Origin of the sequence: Flavobacterium sp. ABG (assembly GCF_001027725.1) — a bacterium.
In the GTDB taxonomy this organism is placed as follows: domain Bacteria; phylum Bacteroidota; class Bacteroidia; order Flavobacteriales; family Flavobacteriaceae; genus Flavobacterium; species Flavobacterium cupriresistens.
In genome coordinates this window covers 158,991-178,682 of record NZ_LEKS01000005.1, presented here as the reverse complement: position 1 = coordinate 178,682, position 19,692 = coordinate 158,991, and the positions used below count along the sequence as shown (strand labels likewise).

At 35.7% G+C, this 19,692-nt stretch carries 15 protein-coding genes; 6 read left to right on the top strand and 9 right to left on the bottom strand.

The annotated features are described in order from the left end of the window. Positions 1 to 95: 95 nt before the first annotated feature. On the bottom strand, positions 96 to 2,204 hold the full coding sequence (recG, locus tag AB674_RS07335; RefSeq protein WP_047775257.1) for an ATP-dependent DNA helicase RecG: 2,109 nt from the start codon (positions 2,202 to 2,204) through the stop codon (positions 96 to 98). 401 nt (positions 2,205 to 2,605) lie between these two features. On the opposite strand from recG, the gene AB674_RS07330 reads away from it, so the two are divergent. Then, a complete protein-coding gene (locus tag AB674_RS07330; protein ID WP_047775255.1) occupies positions 2,606 to 3,151 on the top strand; it encodes a DUF1697 domain-containing protein in 546 nt (181 codons plus the stop codon). 5 nt (positions 3,152 to 3,156) lie between these two features. Then, entirely contained in the window at positions 3,157 to 3,639 is a 483-nt protein-coding gene (locus tag AB674_RS07325; protein ID WP_047775254.1) for a DUF4348 domain-containing protein, read from the top strand. A 137-nt stretch (positions 3,640 to 3,776) separates the two neighbouring features. Here the strand turns inward: AB674_RS07325 and AB674_RS07320 are convergent, their stop codons facing one another. After that, positions 3,777 to 4,469: an aspartyl/asparaginyl beta-hydroxylase domain-containing protein gene (locus tag AB674_RS07320; protein ID WP_047775252.1), complete on the bottom strand. Its 693-nt coding sequence runs from the start codon at positions 4,467 to 4,469 to the stop codon at positions 3,777 to 3,779. 71 nt (positions 4,470 to 4,540) lie between these two features. Next, entirely contained in the window at positions 4,541 to 5,311 is a 771-nt protein-coding gene (locus AB674_RS07315; RefSeq protein ID WP_047775250.1) for a diphthine--ammonia ligase, read from the bottom strand. 64 nt (positions 5,312 to 5,375) lie between these two features. Between AB674_RS07315 and AB674_RS07310 the strand changes: the two genes are divergently transcribed. The 3 genes from AB674_RS07310 (at position 5,376) to AB674_RS07300 (ending at position 9,146) form a co-directional block, all read left to right on the top strand. Beyond that, positions 5,376 to 6,053 carry a transposase gene (locus tag AB674_RS07310; RefSeq protein WP_047775247.1) on the top strand — a complete coding sequence of 226 codons (678 nt, stop codon included), beginning with the start codon at positions 5,376 to 5,378 and terminating at the stop codon, positions 6,051 to 6,053. Beyond that, entirely contained in the window at positions 6,050 to 8,110 is a 2,061-nt protein-coding gene (locus tag AB674_RS07305; protein WP_047775245.1) for a M1 family metallopeptidase, read from the top strand. The genes AB674_RS07310 and AB674_RS07305 overlap by 4 nt, the downstream gene beginning before the upstream one ends. Positions 8,111 to 8,246: 136 nt before the next feature. Further along, positions 8,247 to 9,146 carry a patatin family protein gene (locus AB674_RS07300; RefSeq protein ID WP_047775243.1) on the top strand — a complete coding sequence of 300 codons (900 nt, stop codon included), beginning with the start codon at positions 8,247 to 8,249 and terminating at the stop codon, positions 9,144 to 9,146. 283 nt (positions 9,147 to 9,429) lie between these two features. On the opposite strand, the gene AB674_RS07295 is transcribed toward AB674_RS07300, so the two are convergent. The 5 genes from AB674_RS07295 to AB674_RS07275 all read right to left on the bottom strand — a co-directional run bounded on the left by AB674_RS07295 (position 9,430) and on the right by AB674_RS07275 (position 15,909). After that, a complete protein-coding gene (locus tag AB674_RS07295; protein WP_047775241.1) occupies positions 9,430 to 10,662 on the bottom strand; it encodes a lanthionine synthetase LanC family protein in 1,233 nt (410 codons plus the stop codon). An 11-nt stretch (positions 10,663 to 10,673) separates the two neighbouring features. Continuing rightward, on the bottom strand, positions 10,674 to 11,639 hold the full coding sequence (locus AB674_RS07290; RefSeq protein WP_047775239.1) for a T3SS effector HopA1 family protein: 966 nt from the start codon (positions 11,637 to 11,639) through the stop codon (positions 10,674 to 10,676). Then, entirely contained in the window at positions 11,626 to 12,729 is a 1,104-nt protein-coding gene (locus tag AB674_RS07285; protein ID WP_047775238.1) for a phosphotransferase family protein, read from the bottom strand. The genes AB674_RS07290 and AB674_RS07285 overlap by 14 nt, the downstream gene beginning before the upstream one ends. A 72-nt stretch (positions 12,730 to 12,801) precedes the next feature. Then, positions 12,802 to 14,235, bottom strand: coding sequence for a hypothetical protein (locus AB674_RS07280; RefSeq protein WP_047775236.1), 1,434 nt, complete (start codon positions 14,233 to 14,235; stop codon positions 12,802 to 12,804). 1,152 nt (positions 14,236 to 15,387) lie between these two features. After that, positions 15,388 to 15,909: a hypothetical protein gene (locus AB674_RS07275; RefSeq protein ID WP_047775235.1), complete on the bottom strand. Its 522-nt coding sequence runs from the start codon at positions 15,907 to 15,909 to the stop codon at positions 15,388 to 15,390. Between the two features lie 123 nt (positions 15,910 to 16,032). Here AB674_RS07275 and AB674_RS07270 point away from each other — a divergent pair, with 123 nt between their 5' ends. Beyond that, positions 16,033 to 16,800, top strand: coding sequence for a sulfite exporter TauE/SafE family protein (locus tag AB674_RS07270; RefSeq protein WP_047775232.1), 768 nt, complete (start codon positions 16,033 to 16,035; stop codon positions 16,798 to 16,800). Positions 16,801 to 16,902: 102 nt separating this feature from the next. Here the strand turns inward: AB674_RS07270 and AB674_RS07265 are convergent, their stop codons facing one another. Next, positions 16,903 to 19,617 carry a T9SS type A sorting domain-containing protein gene (locus AB674_RS07265; protein WP_047775230.1) on the bottom strand — a complete coding sequence of 905 codons (2,715 nt, stop codon included), beginning with the start codon at positions 19,615 to 19,617 and terminating at the stop codon, positions 16,903 to 16,905. Between the last annotated feature and the right edge of the window lie 75 nt (positions 19,618 to 19,692).

The window sequence follows — 19,692 nt, the reverse complement described above, 5'->3', positions numbered from 1 at the left end:
TTAGATCTCTTTTTATAACTTAGAAACTAAAACCAAGACAATACCCCAGATTCTCAGAAACTTAGCATCTTAGTAACTTAGCACCTTAAAAAAAACTAACTAATATAATTCCAGATATTCTTCTTCTTAGTTAGTTCAATAAAGACTGCTTTCAAAATAGCATGCTCCGGTTTTTGAAGGGCCGAATCTTCCTTTAAAATCTTCATTGCATAGTTTCTACCTAAAGACAATATATCACGATCACGGACAATGTCCGCAATTTGAAGGTTTAAAACACCGCTTTGTTGCGTCCCCATTAAATCTCCGGGACCACGAAGTTTAAGATCTACTTCGGCAATTTCGAAGCCATCATTGGTTTGCACCATGGTCTCCATTCGGGTTTTACTGTCGGCACTTAATTTATGACTAGTCATCAGAATACAATAACTTTGTTCAGCACCACGTCCTACACGACCCCGAAGCTGATGCAATTGGGACAATCCGAAACGTTCCGCGCTTTCAATAATCATTACACTTGCATTGGGTACATTTACCCCAACTTCAATCACGGTTGTTGCGACCATTATATTCGTTTTTCCTTCTGAAAAGCGCTTCATTTCAGCATCCTTATCTGCAGGTTTCATTTTTCCGTGCAAAATAGAAATCGAATACTGTGGCAATGGAAAATCACGTGAAATACTCTCGTAACCATCCATTAAGTCCTTATAATCCATTTTTTCAGACTCTTGAATCAACGGATAAACGATATAGATTTGTCTTCCCAGTGCGATTTCATCCCTAAGAAATTTCCAAACTTTCAAACGATTACTGTCAAAACGATGTACGGTCTGAATGGGTTTTCTTCCGGGAGGTAATTCGTCAATTACAGAAATATCCAAATCACCATAAAGACTCATCGCAAGCGTTCTTGGAATAGGGGTGGCGGTCATTACTAAAACATGAGGCGGAATCTCGTTCTTCTTCCATAACTTAGAACGTTGCTCGACACCAAAACGATGTTGTTCATCAATTACCGCTAAACCTAGGTTTTTAAATTTGACTTTGTCTTCCAATAAAGCGTGTGTCCCGATTAAAATATGCAAAGTCCCGTTTTCAAGTTCTTCATGCAGAATTCTTCTGGCTGCCGTTTTGGTTGAACCGGTAAGTATTTTAATGTTGATATTTAAAGTTTTAGCCAACTCCGACAATCCGATAAAATGCTGGTTGGCGAGAATTTCTGTAGGCGCCATCAAACACGCCTGAAAACCATTGTCCATCGCCAATAACATGCTCATAAAAGCTACAATAGTTTTTCCGGACCCCACATCACCCTGCAATAATCGGTTCATTTGGGCATTGCTTCCCATATCGGAACGGATTTCTTTTATAACTCTTTTTTGTGCATTGGTCAATTCAAAAGGCAAGTGATTCTGATAGAATTCATTAAAAAATTCTCCCACTTTTGTAAAGGGATGGCCTTTTATTTTGTGTTTCTGAATTAGATTTTTGGTGATTAATTGCAGTTGAATAAAGAACAACTCTTCAAACTTTAATCGAAACTGCGCTTTCGCCAAAGCATCAGTGCTTTTCGGGAAATGAATATTGAATAGCGCTGCTTTTTTTGAAATCAATTTCAACTCTTCAATTAAATAAGAAGGAAATGTTTCTGTAAACAAAGCCTGCGTTTCAATAAACAGCTGCTCCATTAATTTATTGATCGTTCGATTAGAAATACCACGATTTGTCAGCGTTTCTGTTGAAGGATAAACCGGTTGCATGGCAGAACGGAGGCTTTTTTCATGTTCATTTAAAGGTTCGATCTCAGGATGCGCCATACTAAATTGACTCCCGTACAAAGAGCATTTTCCAAAAATGACACAAACTTCATTCAGCTTTAAACTTTCGCGAACCCATTTGTGTCCCTGAAACCAATTTAAATCAATTTGGCCCGTATCATCAACAAAGGTAGCAACCAGGCGTTTTTTGTTTTTTGCAAATTCAACCGTTTTGATGTTGATGATTTTCCCAATAATCTGAACTTCAGAACCCGTATTTTGAAGTTCATTTATCTTGTAGTATCGCGTTCGATCAATATAACGATTTGGAAAAAAGTTAACTAAATCACCATACTTATGAATCCCCAGTTCCTTGCGCAGCAATTGACCCCGATTGGGACCAACACCTTTTAAGTATTCGATAGGAGTTTCAAGGAGATTATTGGACATTTTTTGGCGTTACGTTTTTAGAATATTGCAAATAGATTTTAGAGAATAACTTTAAGATTGTAAGCCGCATGCTGACGAGTACCTTCTTTTTTCTCTTTTAGAAATACGAAGATAGATTTTAATTGGGAATTTTAAAAATCTGCCAGTCTTGAAAAGTCAGTTGTTGTAGGAAAGAAATTGACGTTTGTTAAATCTGGCAAAGCCAAAACGCGAATATATAGACAGTTGATTATTAATTGTATCGACATCTGTATTTTTATATAATTGGGACATTTTCATCTACATTTCAAGCCGTTTTAGTTTGATATCTTTTTTTTAATCCTAATCGTAAAACTATAATTGAGTCCGGCTCCATTTTTATTGCAATTGATTTTTTTATCTTTGAACAAAATTCAAAGACAATGACAACACATCTGGTACTTTTACGCGGCATAAATGTTTCGGGACATAATATGATGAAAATGGAAGCATTAAAGACAATGCTTGAAAATATAGGTTTTCAAAATGTTAGAACGTACTTACAGTCCGGAAATGTATTTGTAGATACACCGGAAGAAAGCGCATCGGCAGTGGGTTTTCAGATAAAACAAGAAATCTTTAAAGTTTTCGGACATGAAGTTCCGACGGTAGTGATTACCAAAAAAGACCTTGATGATTGTTTCAAAAACAGCCCTTTTCTCAAAGAAAAAGAAGTCGACACTAAAAAACTGTACGTTGCTTTTGTCTCAATTGCTTTGAAAAGCGAGAGTATAAATGATCTTAAAATTAGTCAGTTTAAACCTGATGAAGCCAGTATTGACGGGAACAGAATTTTTATTAAATACGCGGTTGGAGCAGGAAAGACAAGATTTGATCAAAAATATATTGAGAAAAAACTAAACGTAACGGCAACGATTAGAAACTGGAATACGGTAACTAATTTATTGAACATGTATAAAGAAGAATAATCCATATGAAAATCTCACAAAGTATATTTTTCTTTTTTTTATTAGTAGCATTTGTAAGCTGCAAAAGGAATGATGTATTGCAAACTATTTCTGTTCCAAGAGAAGAAACCAAAAAATCTGTTAGAGTAGAAGAAAAAAAACCTGCCGTCGTCGAAAGTAAAAATGAACAAGAAGACTTTAGTTCTTTTTTAAAAATATTTAGTAACGATTCCCTTTTTCAAAGAGATAGAATTCATTTTCCGCTGAAAGTTAAAATAAATAACGACGATTTTGAATTAGTTGATTACTTAATTACTAAAGAGGAGTACCGCAATATTAATCTGGACGTGCAACCGCAGAGCATGGATTATAAGCAAGTGATACATCTAAAAGAAGAGGAGGCCGTAATCCAACAGCGCGGAATTAACAATGGTATTTATATCGATTACTTTTTCAAAAGAAAAAATGGAAAATGGCAACTATCAACTTGGATCGATGTTTCAACCTAATTTGAATTAAGAATAACAACATAGCAGTTTCTCACATAAATAGATCTTTATTGGTCTGAATTTTAATGTTTAAAAGAAATAGCGCAACAGCTACAAAAACAATTACTTTAAAACAGTCGTTTTTAAAAACCTAGATTTTATAGCTCTAAGTTTTTTATTATTTCATTTGCTGTTGGTGTATTTAGAAGACGTAGCTGGGCAATCATAAGTTCTTTTTCCTCTTTTTTAAGTACTACAGCCGGCTTCTTAAATTGATTTTCTGCCGCTTCTTTGTAAAAAAGAGCATCAGTCCATTCATTTCGAACTCCGTCAATTACTAGGTGTATACGATCCTGATCGCCTCTGTTTGCCACAGAATGCTCAAAATTAGCGTCGATATACCAGCATTCTCCTTCACCCATGATCAGACGTTTTCCGTCCAGAATAAATTCGACATCAGGATTGGTAATTATTGGGATATGCAATCGGAAAGAACCATCTTCATACCCCAAACAATGATCGGAGTGCGGCTTGATTTCTGCACCAACGGCCAGTTGGAGTAGGCGTACTGCGGTTTTTTCAAAGAGAAAACCATCTAAAATTTCTTTAAAATAGGTACAGGAATCTAAAATCTCGGTTTCTTTAATGGCATCGTCAGTATTGGGTAAAGCAAAAATAGTATCCGATTTCCCGTCTGTAGACATCAAGGCAACCGAAGTCCATTTTCCGGAATAATCATTGGTATTGTAATGCGCTACCCATTTTTTATTCATTATTTTAGAAAGATCACTTTTGAGTTTGTCTACATCAAAAACAATGGGGAATTTTATAGAACGTATCAGTATATCCATAATCTATTTTTTTTGCATTAGAATAATAATAAACTCTCGTGAATTTAAAATCTGGCCTCAGTTTAGATAGTTTATTTAGGAATCAAATCGCAGTACCAGAATCCAAAATCGAAAGCATCGGTCGTATTCGTATCACAGGCAGTATTGGATGAGTCATCCTTTTTTGGCCTTTCATATTTGCGGTAAACGATTTCGCCAATTTCAAAATCAATTGGTTTAGAGAAAAGCGGACCATCAAATGTAAAGGTATGAAATTCACCATTTTCACCACATAAATCTACATTTTCAGGCAAATCATTGATAAAATCCTGATCGATAATACGACCGGCAAAACTTTTGTCTAAATAGCGTTCATTTACACAAACTACAATTGTCTTAAATCCAAGTTGAATGAACTCCTGGATCAATTCCTTTGTTGGAATTTTCCAGATTGGAAAAACACCTTGAAAACCAATTTTCGCTAATTGATCCTCACGATATTTTCGCAAATCTTCCAGAAAGATATCCCCGAAAACAGAATGCGTAATTCCTTCCTTTTTTAATTCCTCTAAAGTTTGGGTCATTACGTTTTCATACACTTCCATTGTCGGCATCTCCGGAACCTGCAGTACTTTTAGTGGAATACCTATACTTTTTGCCTGTGCTTCGAGAAGTTCAATGCGTACACCATGCATCGAAATTCGTTGGTATTTCTCGTTGACACTGGTTAGCAAACATTCGATTTTATACTCCGGATTCTGTAAAATTTTGTATAAGGTAAGAGCAGAATCTTTTCCGCTGCTCCAGTTAAATAAGGCTTTTATTGGCTTTGACACTTTGTTGTAATTTTCTGTAGTAAACATACAAAATTCATTCGATTTGTTGGCGAAACCTTTGTAACTTTGAGATTATTATACGCCTCAAGAAATGATATTATTTAAGAATAAATACAAAACTGATTCTAACAGATTGAAAAACTGGGATTATTCCGGTGATGCAATCTATTTTATTACAATAGTGACTCAGAATAGAGAGTCCATTTTTGGCACAGTTGAAAATGAAGTGATGAAATTAAACGACAATGGAGAAATTATTGAAACCGAATTGAAAAAATCAATTTCAATTCGGAAAAATTGGTTCTTCCATAATTGGGTGGTCATGCCAAATCATATTCATTTGTTGATTGAAATCCAAAATAATCCGATTTCTAACGCAGAAACGAACGATGTAGAGACGCACAGTGTAGAGACGCACAGCAGTGCGTCTCTACGGGAACGTAATTTGGAAGATAATTTGGAACATGATTCGAAACATGATTCGAAACATGATTCAAAACATAATCACGATCAAAAATCGGCCCCACAACAAGACCACAATAACCCCAAAAAAATCAAATTAACCCGAAAACCAAATTCAATTTCATCATTTGTTGCGATTTTTAAATCGGTCACAACAAAACAAATCGGTAATGAAACATCAATCTGGCAATCCAATTATCACGATAGTATTGTTAGAAACCATATTGCCTTTGATAAAATCTATAATTACATAAAAAACAACCCTAGAAATTGGGAGACGGATCCCATAAATTCAAATTTTAAATGAAATACTTTCTTCTTTTTATTACCAGCTTCGCTTTTGCACAGCAAACCCAGTTCGTCGATTTTAAATCCGTTTCAGGGCAATTAAAATTAGATACCAAGGAAAAATCTGTTTCTGGTAGCGTTACGTACGATTTTGAAGTCTTGAAAGCTGTAGATACAATTAAAATTGATGCGAAAAACATGGAATTTACCAATGTTGAAATCGACGGAAAAGAAGTGATTTTTCTTAACACAGGCAAACAATTGCAAATCATTGATAATCTTGAAAAAGGCAAAAAGCAGCTTCGTTTTAACTACTCGGTTAAACCCAAACAAGCTTTGTATTTTGTTGCTGTTGAAAATTCAGAAGTGCAAATCTGGACGCAGGGCCAGGGGAGATACACCAGTAATTGGTTTCCGAGTTTTGATGATGTAAATGAAAAAGTAATTTTTAATATGGAAGTTACTTATGAAAAAGGCTATCAGGTAGTCTCGAATGGAATCTTGAAAAATAAAACAGAGCATAACAATCAGGTTCAATGGCAATACCAGATGAAAAAGCCAATGAGTTCTTATTTATTGATGCTTACGGTTGGTAAATATGATAAAAAAGAGTTCAAATCTAAAACAAACATTCCATTAGAGTATTATTTGGAGAATAAGGATTTGGATCGTTTTGAACCTACTTATCGTTATTCGAAACGCATTTTCGATTTTCTGGAAAAAGAAATAGGAGTAGGGTATCCGTGGGGAATTTACAGAGAAATTCCGGTTCGTGATTTTTTGTATGCAGGAATGGAAAACACAACAACCACACTTTTTGCAACGCGTTACGTTATTGATTCCACCGGTTTTGAAGACCGAAATTATACCAATGTCGACGCACATGAGTTGGCACATCATTGGTTCGGGGACCTGATTACGGCCGAAAGCAGCACACATCATTGGCTTCAGGAAGGTTTTGCGACTTATTATGCTTTACTTGCCGAAAGGGATATTTATGGTGAGGATTACTTTTATTCTAAATTATACGAAACCGCACAGCAATTAAAGTTTGCCTCAAGAACAGATACAATTCCGGTTTTAAATGCCAAGGCAAGTTCTTTAACCTTTTACGAAAAAGGAGCTTGGACGTTGTTCGTACTGCACGAATCAATAGGTGATAAGTCCTTTAAAAAAGCCATTAAAAGTTACCTCAAAAAATACGCTTATCAAAATGTAAATACGCAAAATTTCTTTGATGAAATTAAAAAAGTATCCGATTTTGATTTGGATAAATTTCAGAAGACCTGGTTAGAATCAACTGCTTTTGATACCGCAACCGCTAATGCTTTATTGAGCAAAAACAAAGCAATTCAAGTTCGTTTGGAAGTGGATAAACTAAAAAAAACGCCTTTATCAGAAAAGAAAGAATTCTTAATTAAAACTTTAAATTCAGACATCTACCACACTGTAAAAGAAGCTATTGTTAATCAAATAGAAAATGATAAATATGATGCTAAAAAGGAATTATTAGTAATCGCTATGCAAAGTAATGATGTACAGATTCGTCAGGCAGTTGCGGGTAATTTTAATCAAATTCCGGAAGATTTCAGAGTCACCTATGAAACTTTGCTTGATGACAAATCGTACCAAACTCAGGAAATCGCCCTCTATAGTTTATGGAAAAGTTTCCCCGAACATCAGACTGAATACCTGAACAAATCAAAGAATTGGATTGGTTTTAATGACTATAATCTTCGTACACTATGGCTTTCATTGGCTTTATCTACACGAGATTACAGCGAGAATCCGGAAGATTTAGTTACGGAGCTGATTGGTTTTTCATCCACAAAATACGAAGCAACAACAAGACAAAATGCGTTAGAAAAATTAATTGCTTTTAGATTGATAAACGATACTGTTTTAACAAATTTAGTAGGTGCGACAACGCATCATATGTGGCAATTTTCAAAATTCGGAAGAGATTCTATTAGGATTTTATTAAAAAATTTGGAAATGCGTGCGTCGTTTGAAAGAATTTTGCCTAATTTGACATCCGATGAACAGTTTCAATTGAATCGTTTATTAAAGGAGTAAAGAATATAGAACAAAGAATATAGAGCATAGAATATTAGGATGTAGAGCAAGGAAAACACCCCAATCTATATTCTATGTTCTATACTCTATTTTCTCCCCACATTCTAAATAAAAAAATAATACCTACATTAAATTTATGAGAGCATTGGTTATTTCAGGTGGAGGCAGTAAAGGAGCATTTGCGGGTGGTGTGGCACAATATTTAATAGAAGAGAAGAGACACGAATACGATATGTTTTTAGGGACTTCAACCGGGAGTTTGTTAATTCCGCATCTGGCTCTGGGGCATTTGAAAAAAATCCACTGGGTTTACACCAATGTTACCATGTCCAAAATTTTTAATATTTGTCCATTTGTGGTAAAAGTCAAAGACGGAATTGACATCGTAACCATCAATCATTTTAATGTTTTACGTCAATTTTTTAGAGGGAAAAGGACTTTTGGAGAGAGTAAAGGACTGCAAAAATACATCAAAAACAATTTTTCGATAGCCGATTTCAATAAACTCAAAAAACTTAAGAGTGATGTTATTGTTACTGTTACCAATTTAACCAAAAACGAGGCAGAATACAAGTCCGTTAAAGACTGTACCTACGAAGAGTTTTGCGACTGGACTTGGATTTCAAGCAATTATATTCCGTTTATGAGTTTAGTAACCAAGAACAATTATGAATATGGAGACGGCGGTTTCTCTAGTTTGGTACCCATTCGCGAAGCCATAAATCGTGGCGCAACCGAAATTGATGTGATCATTCTGGAAACCGAAGTTAATATGGATAAAATGGTTATCGGCAAAAACCCGTTTTCCTTGATGATTGACTTATTTCGAATTGCTCTGGATCAGGTAGAAAAGCATGATATCGCAATTGGAAAACTAATGGCCAGTAATAAAAATGTAAAATTAAATCTATACTACACACCGACAAAACTCACAAATAACGCTTTGATTTTTAATAGAGAAGTTATGAAAGTGTGGTGGGAGCAAGGTTATGAATATGCTCAGAATAAATCTGAAATTATGAGTGATAATAAGTAGTTTGTAATTTTATAAAGAATAGAAGCATTATTTTCCATTGCCTCCTGCTTTAGCTGGAGGACTATAGTTTAATTTAAAGATTTAATGGCTTAAGCCAAATTAGCGACTTATTTTAGCTAAAGCCAATTACACTTCTCTATCTATATACCTCCAGCTAAAGCTGGAGGCAAATTAAATAAATTGTTGTCTCATTTAAGTTTTTACTTGCTCAAATTTAACAGAAGTTCGGAATTGTAATTACTATATCACCTTATAAGTTAATTACAAAGTGGTTATTAGCTCCCTAAGTCAACCCAAGTTGCGGCAGCAACACACTTTTATGCTTATCTTTATTCAGTAAGCGAAGATAAAAATACCCTGTTCCTGCTATCCCCATCATCAGTCCCGGCGTATACTGTCCGCTACTTAATCCTGTAGACCATTGCATATTATTGTTTGGATATTTGCTAATGCCGGCGTTCCCGACAGCTTCTGCCAGTTGTTGGTATTCAATTCCTCCACAATCCATCATAATATCCGCATTTCCGGCTATACCGTGGCAAATCGAGTAGTTGGTACTCGTCAGATTTTCCATTAGCCCCTGATAAACTGAATTAGCGGTAGTTGCGAGTGCAATATTCATTTCGTTTGTAAAAACAGGATTTGAATCTAATTGATTGGCTTTTAATCTTGAAATTGTAATCCCGGGAGCTCCATGGCACCAGGCTAATCCGCATACATTGGTTGTGGTGCTTGCGACCACATCGTCTCTAAAGTCAGGCCAGTTTTGTTGTGTGTTATCAAAAGACTGGCGTTCGTAATTAAAACCACCTTCAGCAGCTTCCATAAATGTGGGGTTTCCCGTTACTTTATACAATTGCAATAATGCCAAAGCTATCCCTGAAGAGCCGTGTGAGAAACCTGTTAGATTTTTTTGGGATGGAACCGTAGCCCATGACCAAACGGTATTGTTTTTAACCGCCGCATTACACAATAAATGCCCTAGTGCAATTGCTTTATCCAGTAATTCCGGTTTTTTAAAAACAGTATAGGCATCCAGCAGCACCGGTATTGTTCCGGCAGCGCCACTTATAATATCAATTTCATAGGATTGAAGCGATTCAGAAGGAATGCTATCAAGTAAATCAAGTCCATCTTGTACCCAATCTGTTCTGTTTAATTCTTTTCCAATTTTGATTAATGCCGCAGCAATGCCGGGTTTTCCGGCATAGAATCCGTGATTAATAGCAGTATACATGGTACTTTTCATTTGTTCAACGCTGCCTTCTATTGTTTGGAGCAAAATTGGGTCCTCTCTTTCCGTATACAAAGCCGTCAAAAATAAAGCAATACCCGCTGTACCTGAGTAAACATCCGGTCCAAAAGTTCTGATCACCGGTTGATACGTACCATTCAAAGGCTCAAATGAATACCCTTGCCAGGTACAGGATTTATTATGCCAGATACTGGTTTTCATTAAATTAGTTCCGATATTCCATGCCGTTTCAAGGAAAATATTTTTATTGGTCTGATCCATAATTCTTGCTTTTAATTGAATAGTATTTTTGTTCCTTTATTGAGAAAAGTCGTTTTCGGGTCTATTCCTCTTTGTAGAAAAGCGCTTCCAATTTCGTTAACAACAGCTGTAGCCACCAGTTTTTTGTGTGTAGTTCGGAAGAGTGTTTCTGCTAGTATCGTTACTCTGTTCATTCCGAAACTTTCATTCTCATTTGGACTTTCAGCTATACCAACTCCTTTGGCATACGGATAAGCAAAAAGAGGCACATCTTCTTCAAGGTAATCTTCCATTTCGTTACAAATTTCAGGTAGTAACATTTTGATTATAGGAATCATAGTCTCTTCTATATAAAGCACTGCTGCGTCCCTTCGAAAGTACAAATCAGGGTGATTAAGGCATTTAAAGAGAAACGGAATCGAATAATAGTTTAGTTTTTCAGTAATGCTTTTTATAAGTTTTGGCGCACCATCGCTGTTACAATTCCAATATATTCTCGTGAAACTTTGAAACGGATTCATCGATTGATCGCTAAAAACATAATAAAAAGTAGGTTGCCTCTGTCTGTCTTCTTTTGGAAACAAAACCGAAACCGTTTGCCCAATTTCTGCAGTTGATCCGGACGGGACATCTACTAAATGAGAAACATGTATGACTTGTAGTTCGCTCTGTTTTGTTACTTCTAAATACCCGTTTGGATGTATGTTTTTTATAATCCAATCCTTTTCTGTTCTGTTTTTACTTAGATTGTTCTGAGAAAGCAATTCTAAAAAAGAGTCATTAGAGTCCGTAAAATGGAGCGCTCTTTCCTTCTGACCTGACTGATAGCTTTCTTTTAAGGCATAACATTCGGAATACAATATGCTAATGAGACTGCTCATTGCATTCTCAGGCGTAATAGCATATTGTTTTTCTCTAAATTGGAGAAAAGAGTCCGAAATATGAAGTTGACTAATCAGTCGCGTAAGTTCTTTAACAATGGTTTTATCCTGGAACATAATCTTGTTGTAGTTTTATATTAAACAATTCCTGTAATGCGTTAAAAGGATCACTCATGATATTGAATGCCAATTGAATACAACGCATATTATTTGCTTCAATTTTTGAATTATAAGTAATTCCTTCTAAACTCGTCTGAATAATTCTGGCAGCTGTTAGCTGTATTATTTTTACCAAAATAGTACCATAATACGATTCAGGATATTTTTGTATGGCCATATATTCATAAAGGAAAGCCTGTGCCGAAGATTGGGTGTTTTTGATATCGTAAGCTTGCATATACTCCGGTAATTGGTAACCAGCAGGGTCGTTATTATCAAATCCAAGGAGCCAAACACTGATATACGATTGCATGAGTCCGGCAACATCCCACAACGGATCGCCAATGTCAGCAAGTTCCCAATCGATGAGTTTTTGTGTGAAACCTTTTTCATCTTGAGTAATCATAAAGTTGATCCATTTGATATCACCGTGTATCAAGTGGGTGTAATTCCAAGATATCGCCAAGTTTATTAATGCGTTTTGCAGGACCTGATTCTCTTTTATCAGGCTTATAATAGAAGTGCTTGCTTCATTGTTTACAAAAAATTGATCGGCATCGTATTTATCCAATTGTAATACCCACGGCAGGTTTTTTGGAAACATTGATGCACTTGTTTTGTCTTCAGGTACAACATGACATGCTGATAATATAACAGCTTGCTCGCGGGCAAGGTTTAAGTCGAAGTTTTTGGTAAGCATATAATGCTCATATAAGTTTTTTGCATCATATAACAGTTCGGTTACCATTATATTAGCCGTATCATCGTAATCCAATAGTTTAGGAACAACAGCTGCAATTGATGAAAATTCTGCATTGTTTTTAAATAAAGTATAGGTACTGATTTCTCTTTGAAATAAACCGTCACTAACGATATCTTTTTGCATTTGCTTCACAAAAAGAGAATTCTCAGGGCGGACTATTATTTTCATGATGGTATTTCTGGTCTTTACCGGATGTACCATAAAATTGCCTTTAATCACTGCCTCTTCATCAATAAGTTGACGTTTATGTAGATACTGATATACGGTTTCTGGAGTTAATTGCATTACGTAAGATTTAAGGATTAAAAAACAATCGCAGGATTGTTTAGACCCTGCGATTTTTAAAATTAAATAGTATTAACAAATAAAAGGTATTCCGGTGCACGATGCCGTTGGGATACAAGACAAGGCTGGAACACACGATACAGTAGGCACACACTGATTTACCGGTAATGTCGGTATTGCAGCAGCATTACCCTGATAATCAGAGCCTAAATGTCTGCATACTATAGGACTAGTTGGGGCACAATAAAGTGTATAAGTACTTTGTTGTGTACTTCCCGCTTGAGCAGCAACACCATTACAAATAAAAGGTATTCCGGTGCACGATACCGTTGGGATACAAGACACTGTAGGAATACAAGATACCGTAGGTATACATTGATTTACCGGCAATGTTGGAATTGCAGCTGCATCAGCAACAGCTCCTGTTGGTCTACATGCCATTGGCAATGTTGGAAAACACAATACCGTATGTGGTGGTCCCGCATTTACACCGCCAGTACTTTGAACAGCATCATTACAGATAAAAGGGATTCCTGTGCAAGATATCGTTGGAATGCAAGAAACAGTAGGAATACAAGATGCTGTAGGAATACATTGACTTACAGGTAATGTTGGTATTGCAGCAGCATTTGCATCGGTAGCACTTAGTTGTCTGCATACCGGAGGATATGTTGGAAAACAAACTAATGTTCTAGCTTCCGCATTGGCAGTATTTCCAGCTTGAGCAGCGACACCATTACAAATAAACGGGATTCCGGTACACGATACCGTTGGGATGCAAGATACAGTAGGAATACAAGACACTGTAGGGATACATTGATTTACCGGTAGTGTAGGTATTGCCGCTGCATTTGCACCAGTATCTTGCTGTGTAAGACAAATAGGGGATATCCCTGTTACACATGATGTAATAGTTGGAATGCATTGTACAGTTGGTATCGGAAAGCATTTAGTAACCGGTATGGTTGGAAAAGCGGCCTGGCTGCTAAGATAGTTGTTGTAAATATCACCTTTCAACAACGGAGTAGCCGTATCATCGCAGTGACATCCCGCATCTAAAGCACCACTAGCGTGTAACGTTAACAAACTTGTAAAATGAGAATCGTCAATATCACTTTCGATGCCTGCTACTAATAACGGCACAGAGAATGTGTGGCTGAAATTAAAGCATTTCCATCCATAAAACGGAATGTCGATGCAAGGATTCAGAGCCAAATCAAAACTAAAAACACCGCCGGCTTCATTGAAGTTTGCGATGCTTATGGTAACTTTGAATTTACTAAAAGGCTGCCATGTAAAACTTACATTACTATTAAAACTAAAGCTTTTAGATACATTTCCGAAAGGAGTTCTTAATTCTATTGTGATCGTAACCTGACCTTTGACAGCACTGGCAGAGACACACGCGCTACATCCCAGAAATGATGGGGTACACCACTGTGAGGCAGCAAGACTGTCGTACCCTTCGTACACAGCCCCGTTTTCTACGTTAGAAATTTTAGTCATAACTTATTGGTTGATTTGTTACCTACTCTTTTTTAGGGTTTTTCGGCTTCCTTCCCTGTTTTTTGGTTGATTTGCTTATTGTTTGAAATAAATATGGACTATAACTTTTTCTCTTTAGCATGTAAACACATGATGGTTTTTATTGTCATATAATATTCTGATAATAAGATAAATAACAATTGACGCATGCTTTTCAGCTGTTATTAAGGAATAAAATTACTGGGGATGTAAACCTGTAAAGGAAGAAATGACACGAAGAGGGAGAATTTTTGTCATGAAAGCAGAAAAAATAGACATAAAAAAACTATTTCGCGGCAATAAACACATATAAGTAATTAAAAATCAACTATTTAAAACAGAGCATCTAAGTGATTATTTGTGATTTATCGCGATGTAGTTATTGAAGTAAAAAGCCTTTTTTTTCTATAGTCCAGTACTTTCGACGAAGGAGAAATCACATCTAATATTCGACAAAGATTAGAGCTTTTCTTTGCGGAATTCCTAGTGTGATTTCTCCTTCGTCGAAAGGACAAACCGAGGGTATTGTGCAAAATTAGGTGGAGTAGACAAACTAAATTTTAATACTCATTTTTGTTACCGCTTCACAGATTTTGGGTTTGATCCATAATCAGTGCAAATAGGAAATAAAAAAACAGCACGCAGATCTAGCGGATTAAGCGGATTTTCGCGGAATGCGATAATTAAAAATCTGCTACCCGTGCGATAGCGAACTGGCGAAGCAAATCTGCGTGAAAAAAAATCAGTGCTAATCTTTTTAATCTGTGGCAAAAGAACAATTCGTAAAGATTTGTGCAATTCGTGGCAAAAAAACAGCCAGAGCTTTCAATAAAGTATAATTAGCACTTTAACAAAGAGTAACTAACTTTTGAGAAATGACATTCAAATAGGAAATAAAAAAAATAGCACGCAGATCCAGCGGATTAAACGGATTTTCGCCGCAGTGTTTCTGCTATAATCTGCTAGATCTGCGTGAAAAAAATCAGTGCAAATCTTTTTAATCTGTGGCAAAAGAATAATTCGAGAAGATTCGTGAAATTCGTGGCAAAAAAAATAACGATTTCAGACAATAAGGAAGAAAGAGGAAAAAAATTGAAAGATTGACCAAACATCAATCTTTCAAAATAATTTGGTTTACCACATTTCGGCAACCTCATTTTTTATGTAACCCAAAGCTGCGTTACTTGGAGACTGTTTTTCTAATAAATCGTTCAGAATTACTTCACGTAATTTATCAGCATTCTCAACACGGTCGCTCATTGCGGCTTTACGAATAATTTGTATCGTTGAGTTTTTCGCAGTGGTAATAATAGTCCAGCATTCGTCGGACATATAAATCTGTTGCGTCAGATTGTGTTCAAATTCCTGTTCGATCTGATCAATTACAAAATTCTCATAATCGTGTTTTTCGTTAGAAATAGGAGCAATTCTAATCAATAACTTAGTCAGATTAATACGTTCTAAGTACAAAGTCATACGCTCGTATGCCTGTAAACGTATTGGTAAGGATTCTTTATGAGCCTGTTTATTTAATAGAAAAGCACGTTTTCTATCGTTGTTTTTAATATGTAATTCAAAAAAACTGTAGGCTACAAATCCGGTAACGATAGCTGGTAAAGTATAACTGGCTAATTCTATAATTCGTGTAAAATCCATTTTCGTAATTTTTCAACAAAAATATACTTTTTGAGGAGAAATCCACTTTAAAATTATTGTAATAAACAAAATGGAAGGTTACTTTTGTTCCCGATTTATTAAACCTGCTGATACCCAACCAAAATGGAATCCTACTTAATTATTTTACTTTGTTTAGCTGCCTTTGCTGCAGGATTTATTGATGCCATAGTTGGAGGAGGAGGGTTGATTCAAACGCCAATGGGCTTAATTTTGCTACCCAATTTACCAGTTTCTACCGTGATCGGAACTTTAAAAATTCCAGCCTTTAGCGGAACTGCAGTAGCCGCTTTTCAATACTTAAAAAATGTCGTAATTCAGTGGCGATTATTACTGATTATGATGGGGCTGGCAGTCCCATCAGCTTTTTTGGGTTCGACTATTCTAACCCTTGTCAGTAATGACTTTATGAAACCGCTATTATTGGTTGTTTTGTCTTTGTTGTTTATTTATACCTATGTAAAGAAAAACTTCGGACAGCAGGTTGCCAAAGACCATTCAGCAACAACTCAGATATTATATGCTGTTGTAATAAGTATAATTATTGGATTCTACGACGGCTTTATCGGGCCGGGAACAGGAAGTTTTCTGGTTGTGGCTTTTATAGCGCTTTTAGGTTTCGATTTTCTTCACGCTTCCGCGAATGCGAAAATGGTCAATCTGGCAACCAATTTTGGTTCGATTTGCCTGTTTATGATAAAAGGAAAAATCATCTGGACAATCGCCATTCCAATGGCCATTTGTAATGGAATAGGAGGATGGGTTGGCGCCAAACTGGCCATTAATAAAGGAAACGGATTTATCAGGATCTTTTTTTTGGTTGTAGTAATTGGTACTTTGATTCGTTTTGCCTACGACGTATTTTATAAGTAAAGAGACTAAGATAATAAGGCTCTAAGTTTCTGAGATTTCTTTTGAAGAAAAACTTAGAAACTTAGAGCCTTTGTACTTTAATAACTTTAAAAAAGTGGTAGTCTAATTTTTAATAACCTTCAAAGTATCACTTTTACCCTCCGAATATACCTTCACAAAATACAGACCTGATTTTAAAGCTGTAAAATCAATTTCTACACTGTTTTTGTTATAAGTACGACTAAATTGAAGTTGCCCCAGGATATTGTAAACCTGAACTTCGGTAATATCCTCACGATTGGAAATGGTATAATATTCTTTTACCGGATTTGGATAAGTCACCAAATTAGGCAGATTGTTTTCTTTTACTCCAAGTGTAGCAGAATATACGGTTACCGGTAATCTATAGCTGCTTTCTACACCATTTATACTTTGTGATGCGTAATAGGTTGTTCCGTTAACCAAAAGTGTTGTAGCAGGCAACAAAGTTTCAGTATCTGCGGCACTTTTGTTTGTTGTTTTATTGTTGATACCGCAATCACTTTGCAAAGTGTACCATTTTAAAGCTGCTCCATCCACTTTAAGATCCGCCAAAGTCTGTCCATTTGTGAAAGGCTGATAAATTTCGCCAGCTGGATTTGAACTTGAAGTACTGTTGGACGTCTTGTAGCGAACGATTCCACTTTTGTTAACACCATCAAGTTTGTCAAAATACCCGTGAAAAAGCAAATCTTCACAGTTTTGAATCACAAACTCATGAGAGGTATTAAAGGTCGTACTGTTTACTAATTTTCCATCCGAACTAAACGTTACTTTTTTTGTTGAGTCAGTAGCGTAAGTAGCTAAGAATAAATTAATCTCTCCATTTTCATAAAAATCAGAACGATTAACTTTACTTGAAGCAAAAGAATAAGTGGTAAAGGTAGGATCAGCCGAACCATTAGAATTTACTCTTGTCAAATAAAGATCTTCACCATTGGGACCAGTACGATATCGATCATAGTAGGTAATTAATAGTTTACCATCATTTAGTTCTTTTATTTTGGAATAAGGGTAGATCCCGGATTTGAAAGAAGCGTCTTTCGTGCCGTCTTCATTTAATTTTATAACCGGATAATAGGTATAATTTGGATTGTAATCCAGAAAGGAAACTAAAACTTTATTATCGGACAAAGGAGCTATTCTAAATGGCTTTTTGTATTGAACACTTTTGTAGCCATTATCAAGTGAACCATCTGAATTAAGTTGAATGATATTAAAAGAATAATAACTTCCTCCCGTGTTAATAAAAACACCATTTTCACCTATCATTAGAATTTTGCCATTATTTAAAAGCTGGATATCAGAAGGGTTGTAGGACACATACTGATCTATGTTAAAAGTAGGATCAATAGTACCATCAGGTTTTAATCTAATAATAGAGGTTGTACGACCATCTATCAACAGCGTACCATTATGAACCAATATAATTTTTCCGTCTTTCTGCTCCAAAATGCGATATGAACTGTCTGTATCCGCTAATATTCGAATCTTTGGATCCAGCTTAAAACTTGGATCGTAGGTACCGTTTTGATTGAGTCGGCATATATTTCTCACCGGAGTATCATTGTAGGTTGTAAAATTCCCAACTAATAAAACCTTTTGATCTAATAGTACTTTCGATAAAAAAGGAGACGTTTCACTAAAAAATAAATTAGGACCTGAATGCGGATTAAAAGTCAAATCAAGACTTCCATCAACATTTATTCGATGTATATCAGCTCTGGTAATTCCTTGACTGTCTTTAAAACGAGCGCTGATAATCATTTTATCCCCTTGAAAGTGCAAAACTCCTTCGTTTAGAAAACCTACTGTATTGGTGTATTTAAAAGTGGGATCTGTTGACCCATCAGGATTTAGTCGGATAAATTTATAATAGTCAATATTAAGGATGATTTTATTGTCTCTTTGTATATAAACTTTTCTTATTCTTTGCTCTCTGTCTGTAAACAATTTAAATCCCGTATCTCTCGTACCATTAGCATTTAGTCTAACAATAGAGTAAGAAATGGTTCTGCCGTTTTCGACATAATTACATCCAACTGCTATTACTTTTCCATCAGACTGCACAGCTATGTCATCAATAGTACTATTATCTGCCGTTTCAAAGCCATTCGTCACAAATTTTTGCACAGGATCGATAGTAGCAATTATTTTAAAACTTGAATCCATTTTCCCATCAGCAAAATATCGTGATGGTCTTGTTCCGCCTACAGCAACGTAATTTCCATCGTTCTGGATCACTATTTTTTTACCGGCAGATTTCCATTTAAAAGTAGGATCAAGACTCCCGTCCGCATTTAAGCGCACAAAACCTACAGCATAAACGTCATTCAAAGTATCAAACGCACCATAGAGAATGATTTTCCCATCGTCTTGATAAATGATATCATTGATTTTATAAGTATCGGTATTGGTGTTTTTTATAGTTGTAATAGTAAAACCTGCGTTAAGCGTTCCATCTGCATGAAAGGCTTTTAACTTACCGCTGTAATCAAGCGTTAGAAAAGCACCATCTGATTTAGCAAATATCCGAATGTCTTTTGATGAAAAAGAAGCTGCCGTATTAAAAGTATTATCCCGGCTTCCATCCGGATTCAAAAGCAATACATTACATTCAACCTGTCCATTTTTATAGACGCTTAGTATTTTATTGTTTGGAAGCAGAACAGCACCGGATCCAATTTTTTGTTTATAAACTCCATCATCTTTGGGGTTAAAAGTAGGATCTAGTCCCGGGTTTTGAGCCAGTAATTTTAAACTTAAAAATAAAAGTAATAGTAGGTAAAATTTCTTCATAGACAGTTTTTTATAGTTAGGATAAAAGTAAAATTTTATTCAAATAAATCCTGTTATTTTGCCTGAAATTTTAAC

Coding starts and splice junctions, on each gene's coding strand:
- AB674_RS07320 (WP_047775252.1), bottom strand. CDS start 4,469: ATGGATATACTGATACGTTCTATAAAATTCCCCATTGTTTTTGATGTA.
- AB674_RS07275 (WP_047775235.1), bottom strand. CDS start 15,909: ATGGATTTTACACGAATTATAGAATTAGCCAGTTATACTTTACCAGCT.
- AB674_RS07300 (WP_047775243.1), top strand. CDS start 8,247: ATGAGAGCATTGGTTATTTCAGGTGGAGGCAGTAAAGGAGCATTTGCG.
- AB674_RS07280 (WP_047775236.1), bottom strand. CDS start 14,235: ATGACTAAAATTTCTAACGTAGAAAACGGGGCTGTGTACGAAGGGTAC.
- AB674_RS07270 (WP_047775232.1), top strand. CDS start 16,033: ATGGAATCCTACTTAATTATTTTACTTTGTTTAGCTGCCTTTGCTGCA.
- AB674_RS07295 (WP_047775241.1), bottom strand. CDS start 10,662: ATGGATCAGACCAATAAAAATATTTTCCTTGAAACGGCATGGAATATC.
- AB674_RS07310 (WP_047775247.1), top strand. CDS start 5,376: ATGATATTATTTAAGAATAAATACAAAACTGATTCTAACAGATTGAAA.
- recG (WP_047775257.1), bottom strand. CDS start 2,204: ATGTCCAATAATCTCCTTGAAACTCCTATCGAATACTTAAAAGGTGTT.
- AB674_RS07290 (WP_047775239.1), bottom strand. CDS start 11,639: ATGTTCCAGGATAAAACCATTGTTAAAGAACTTACGCGACTGATTAGT.
- AB674_RS07315 (WP_047775250.1), bottom strand. CDS start 5,311: ATGTTTACTACAGAAAATTACAACAAAGTGTCAAAGCCAATAAAAGCC.
- AB674_RS07330 (WP_047775255.1), top strand. CDS start 2,606: ATGACAACACATCTGGTACTTTTACGCGGCATAAATGTTTCGGGACAT.
- AB674_RS07325 (WP_047775254.1), top strand. CDS start 3,157: ATGAAAATCTCACAAAGTATATTTTTCTTTTTTTTATTAGTAGCATTT.
- AB674_RS07285 (WP_047775238.1), bottom strand. CDS start 12,729: ATGCAATTAACTCCAGAAACCGTATATCAGTATCTACATAAACGTCAA.
- AB674_RS07305 (WP_047775245.1), top strand. CDS start 6,050: ATGAAATACTTTCTTCTTTTTATTACCAGCTTCGCTTTTGCACAGCAA.
- AB674_RS07265 (WP_047775230.1), bottom strand. CDS start 19,617: ATGAAGAAATTTTACCTACTATTACTTTTATTTTTAAGTTTAAAATTA.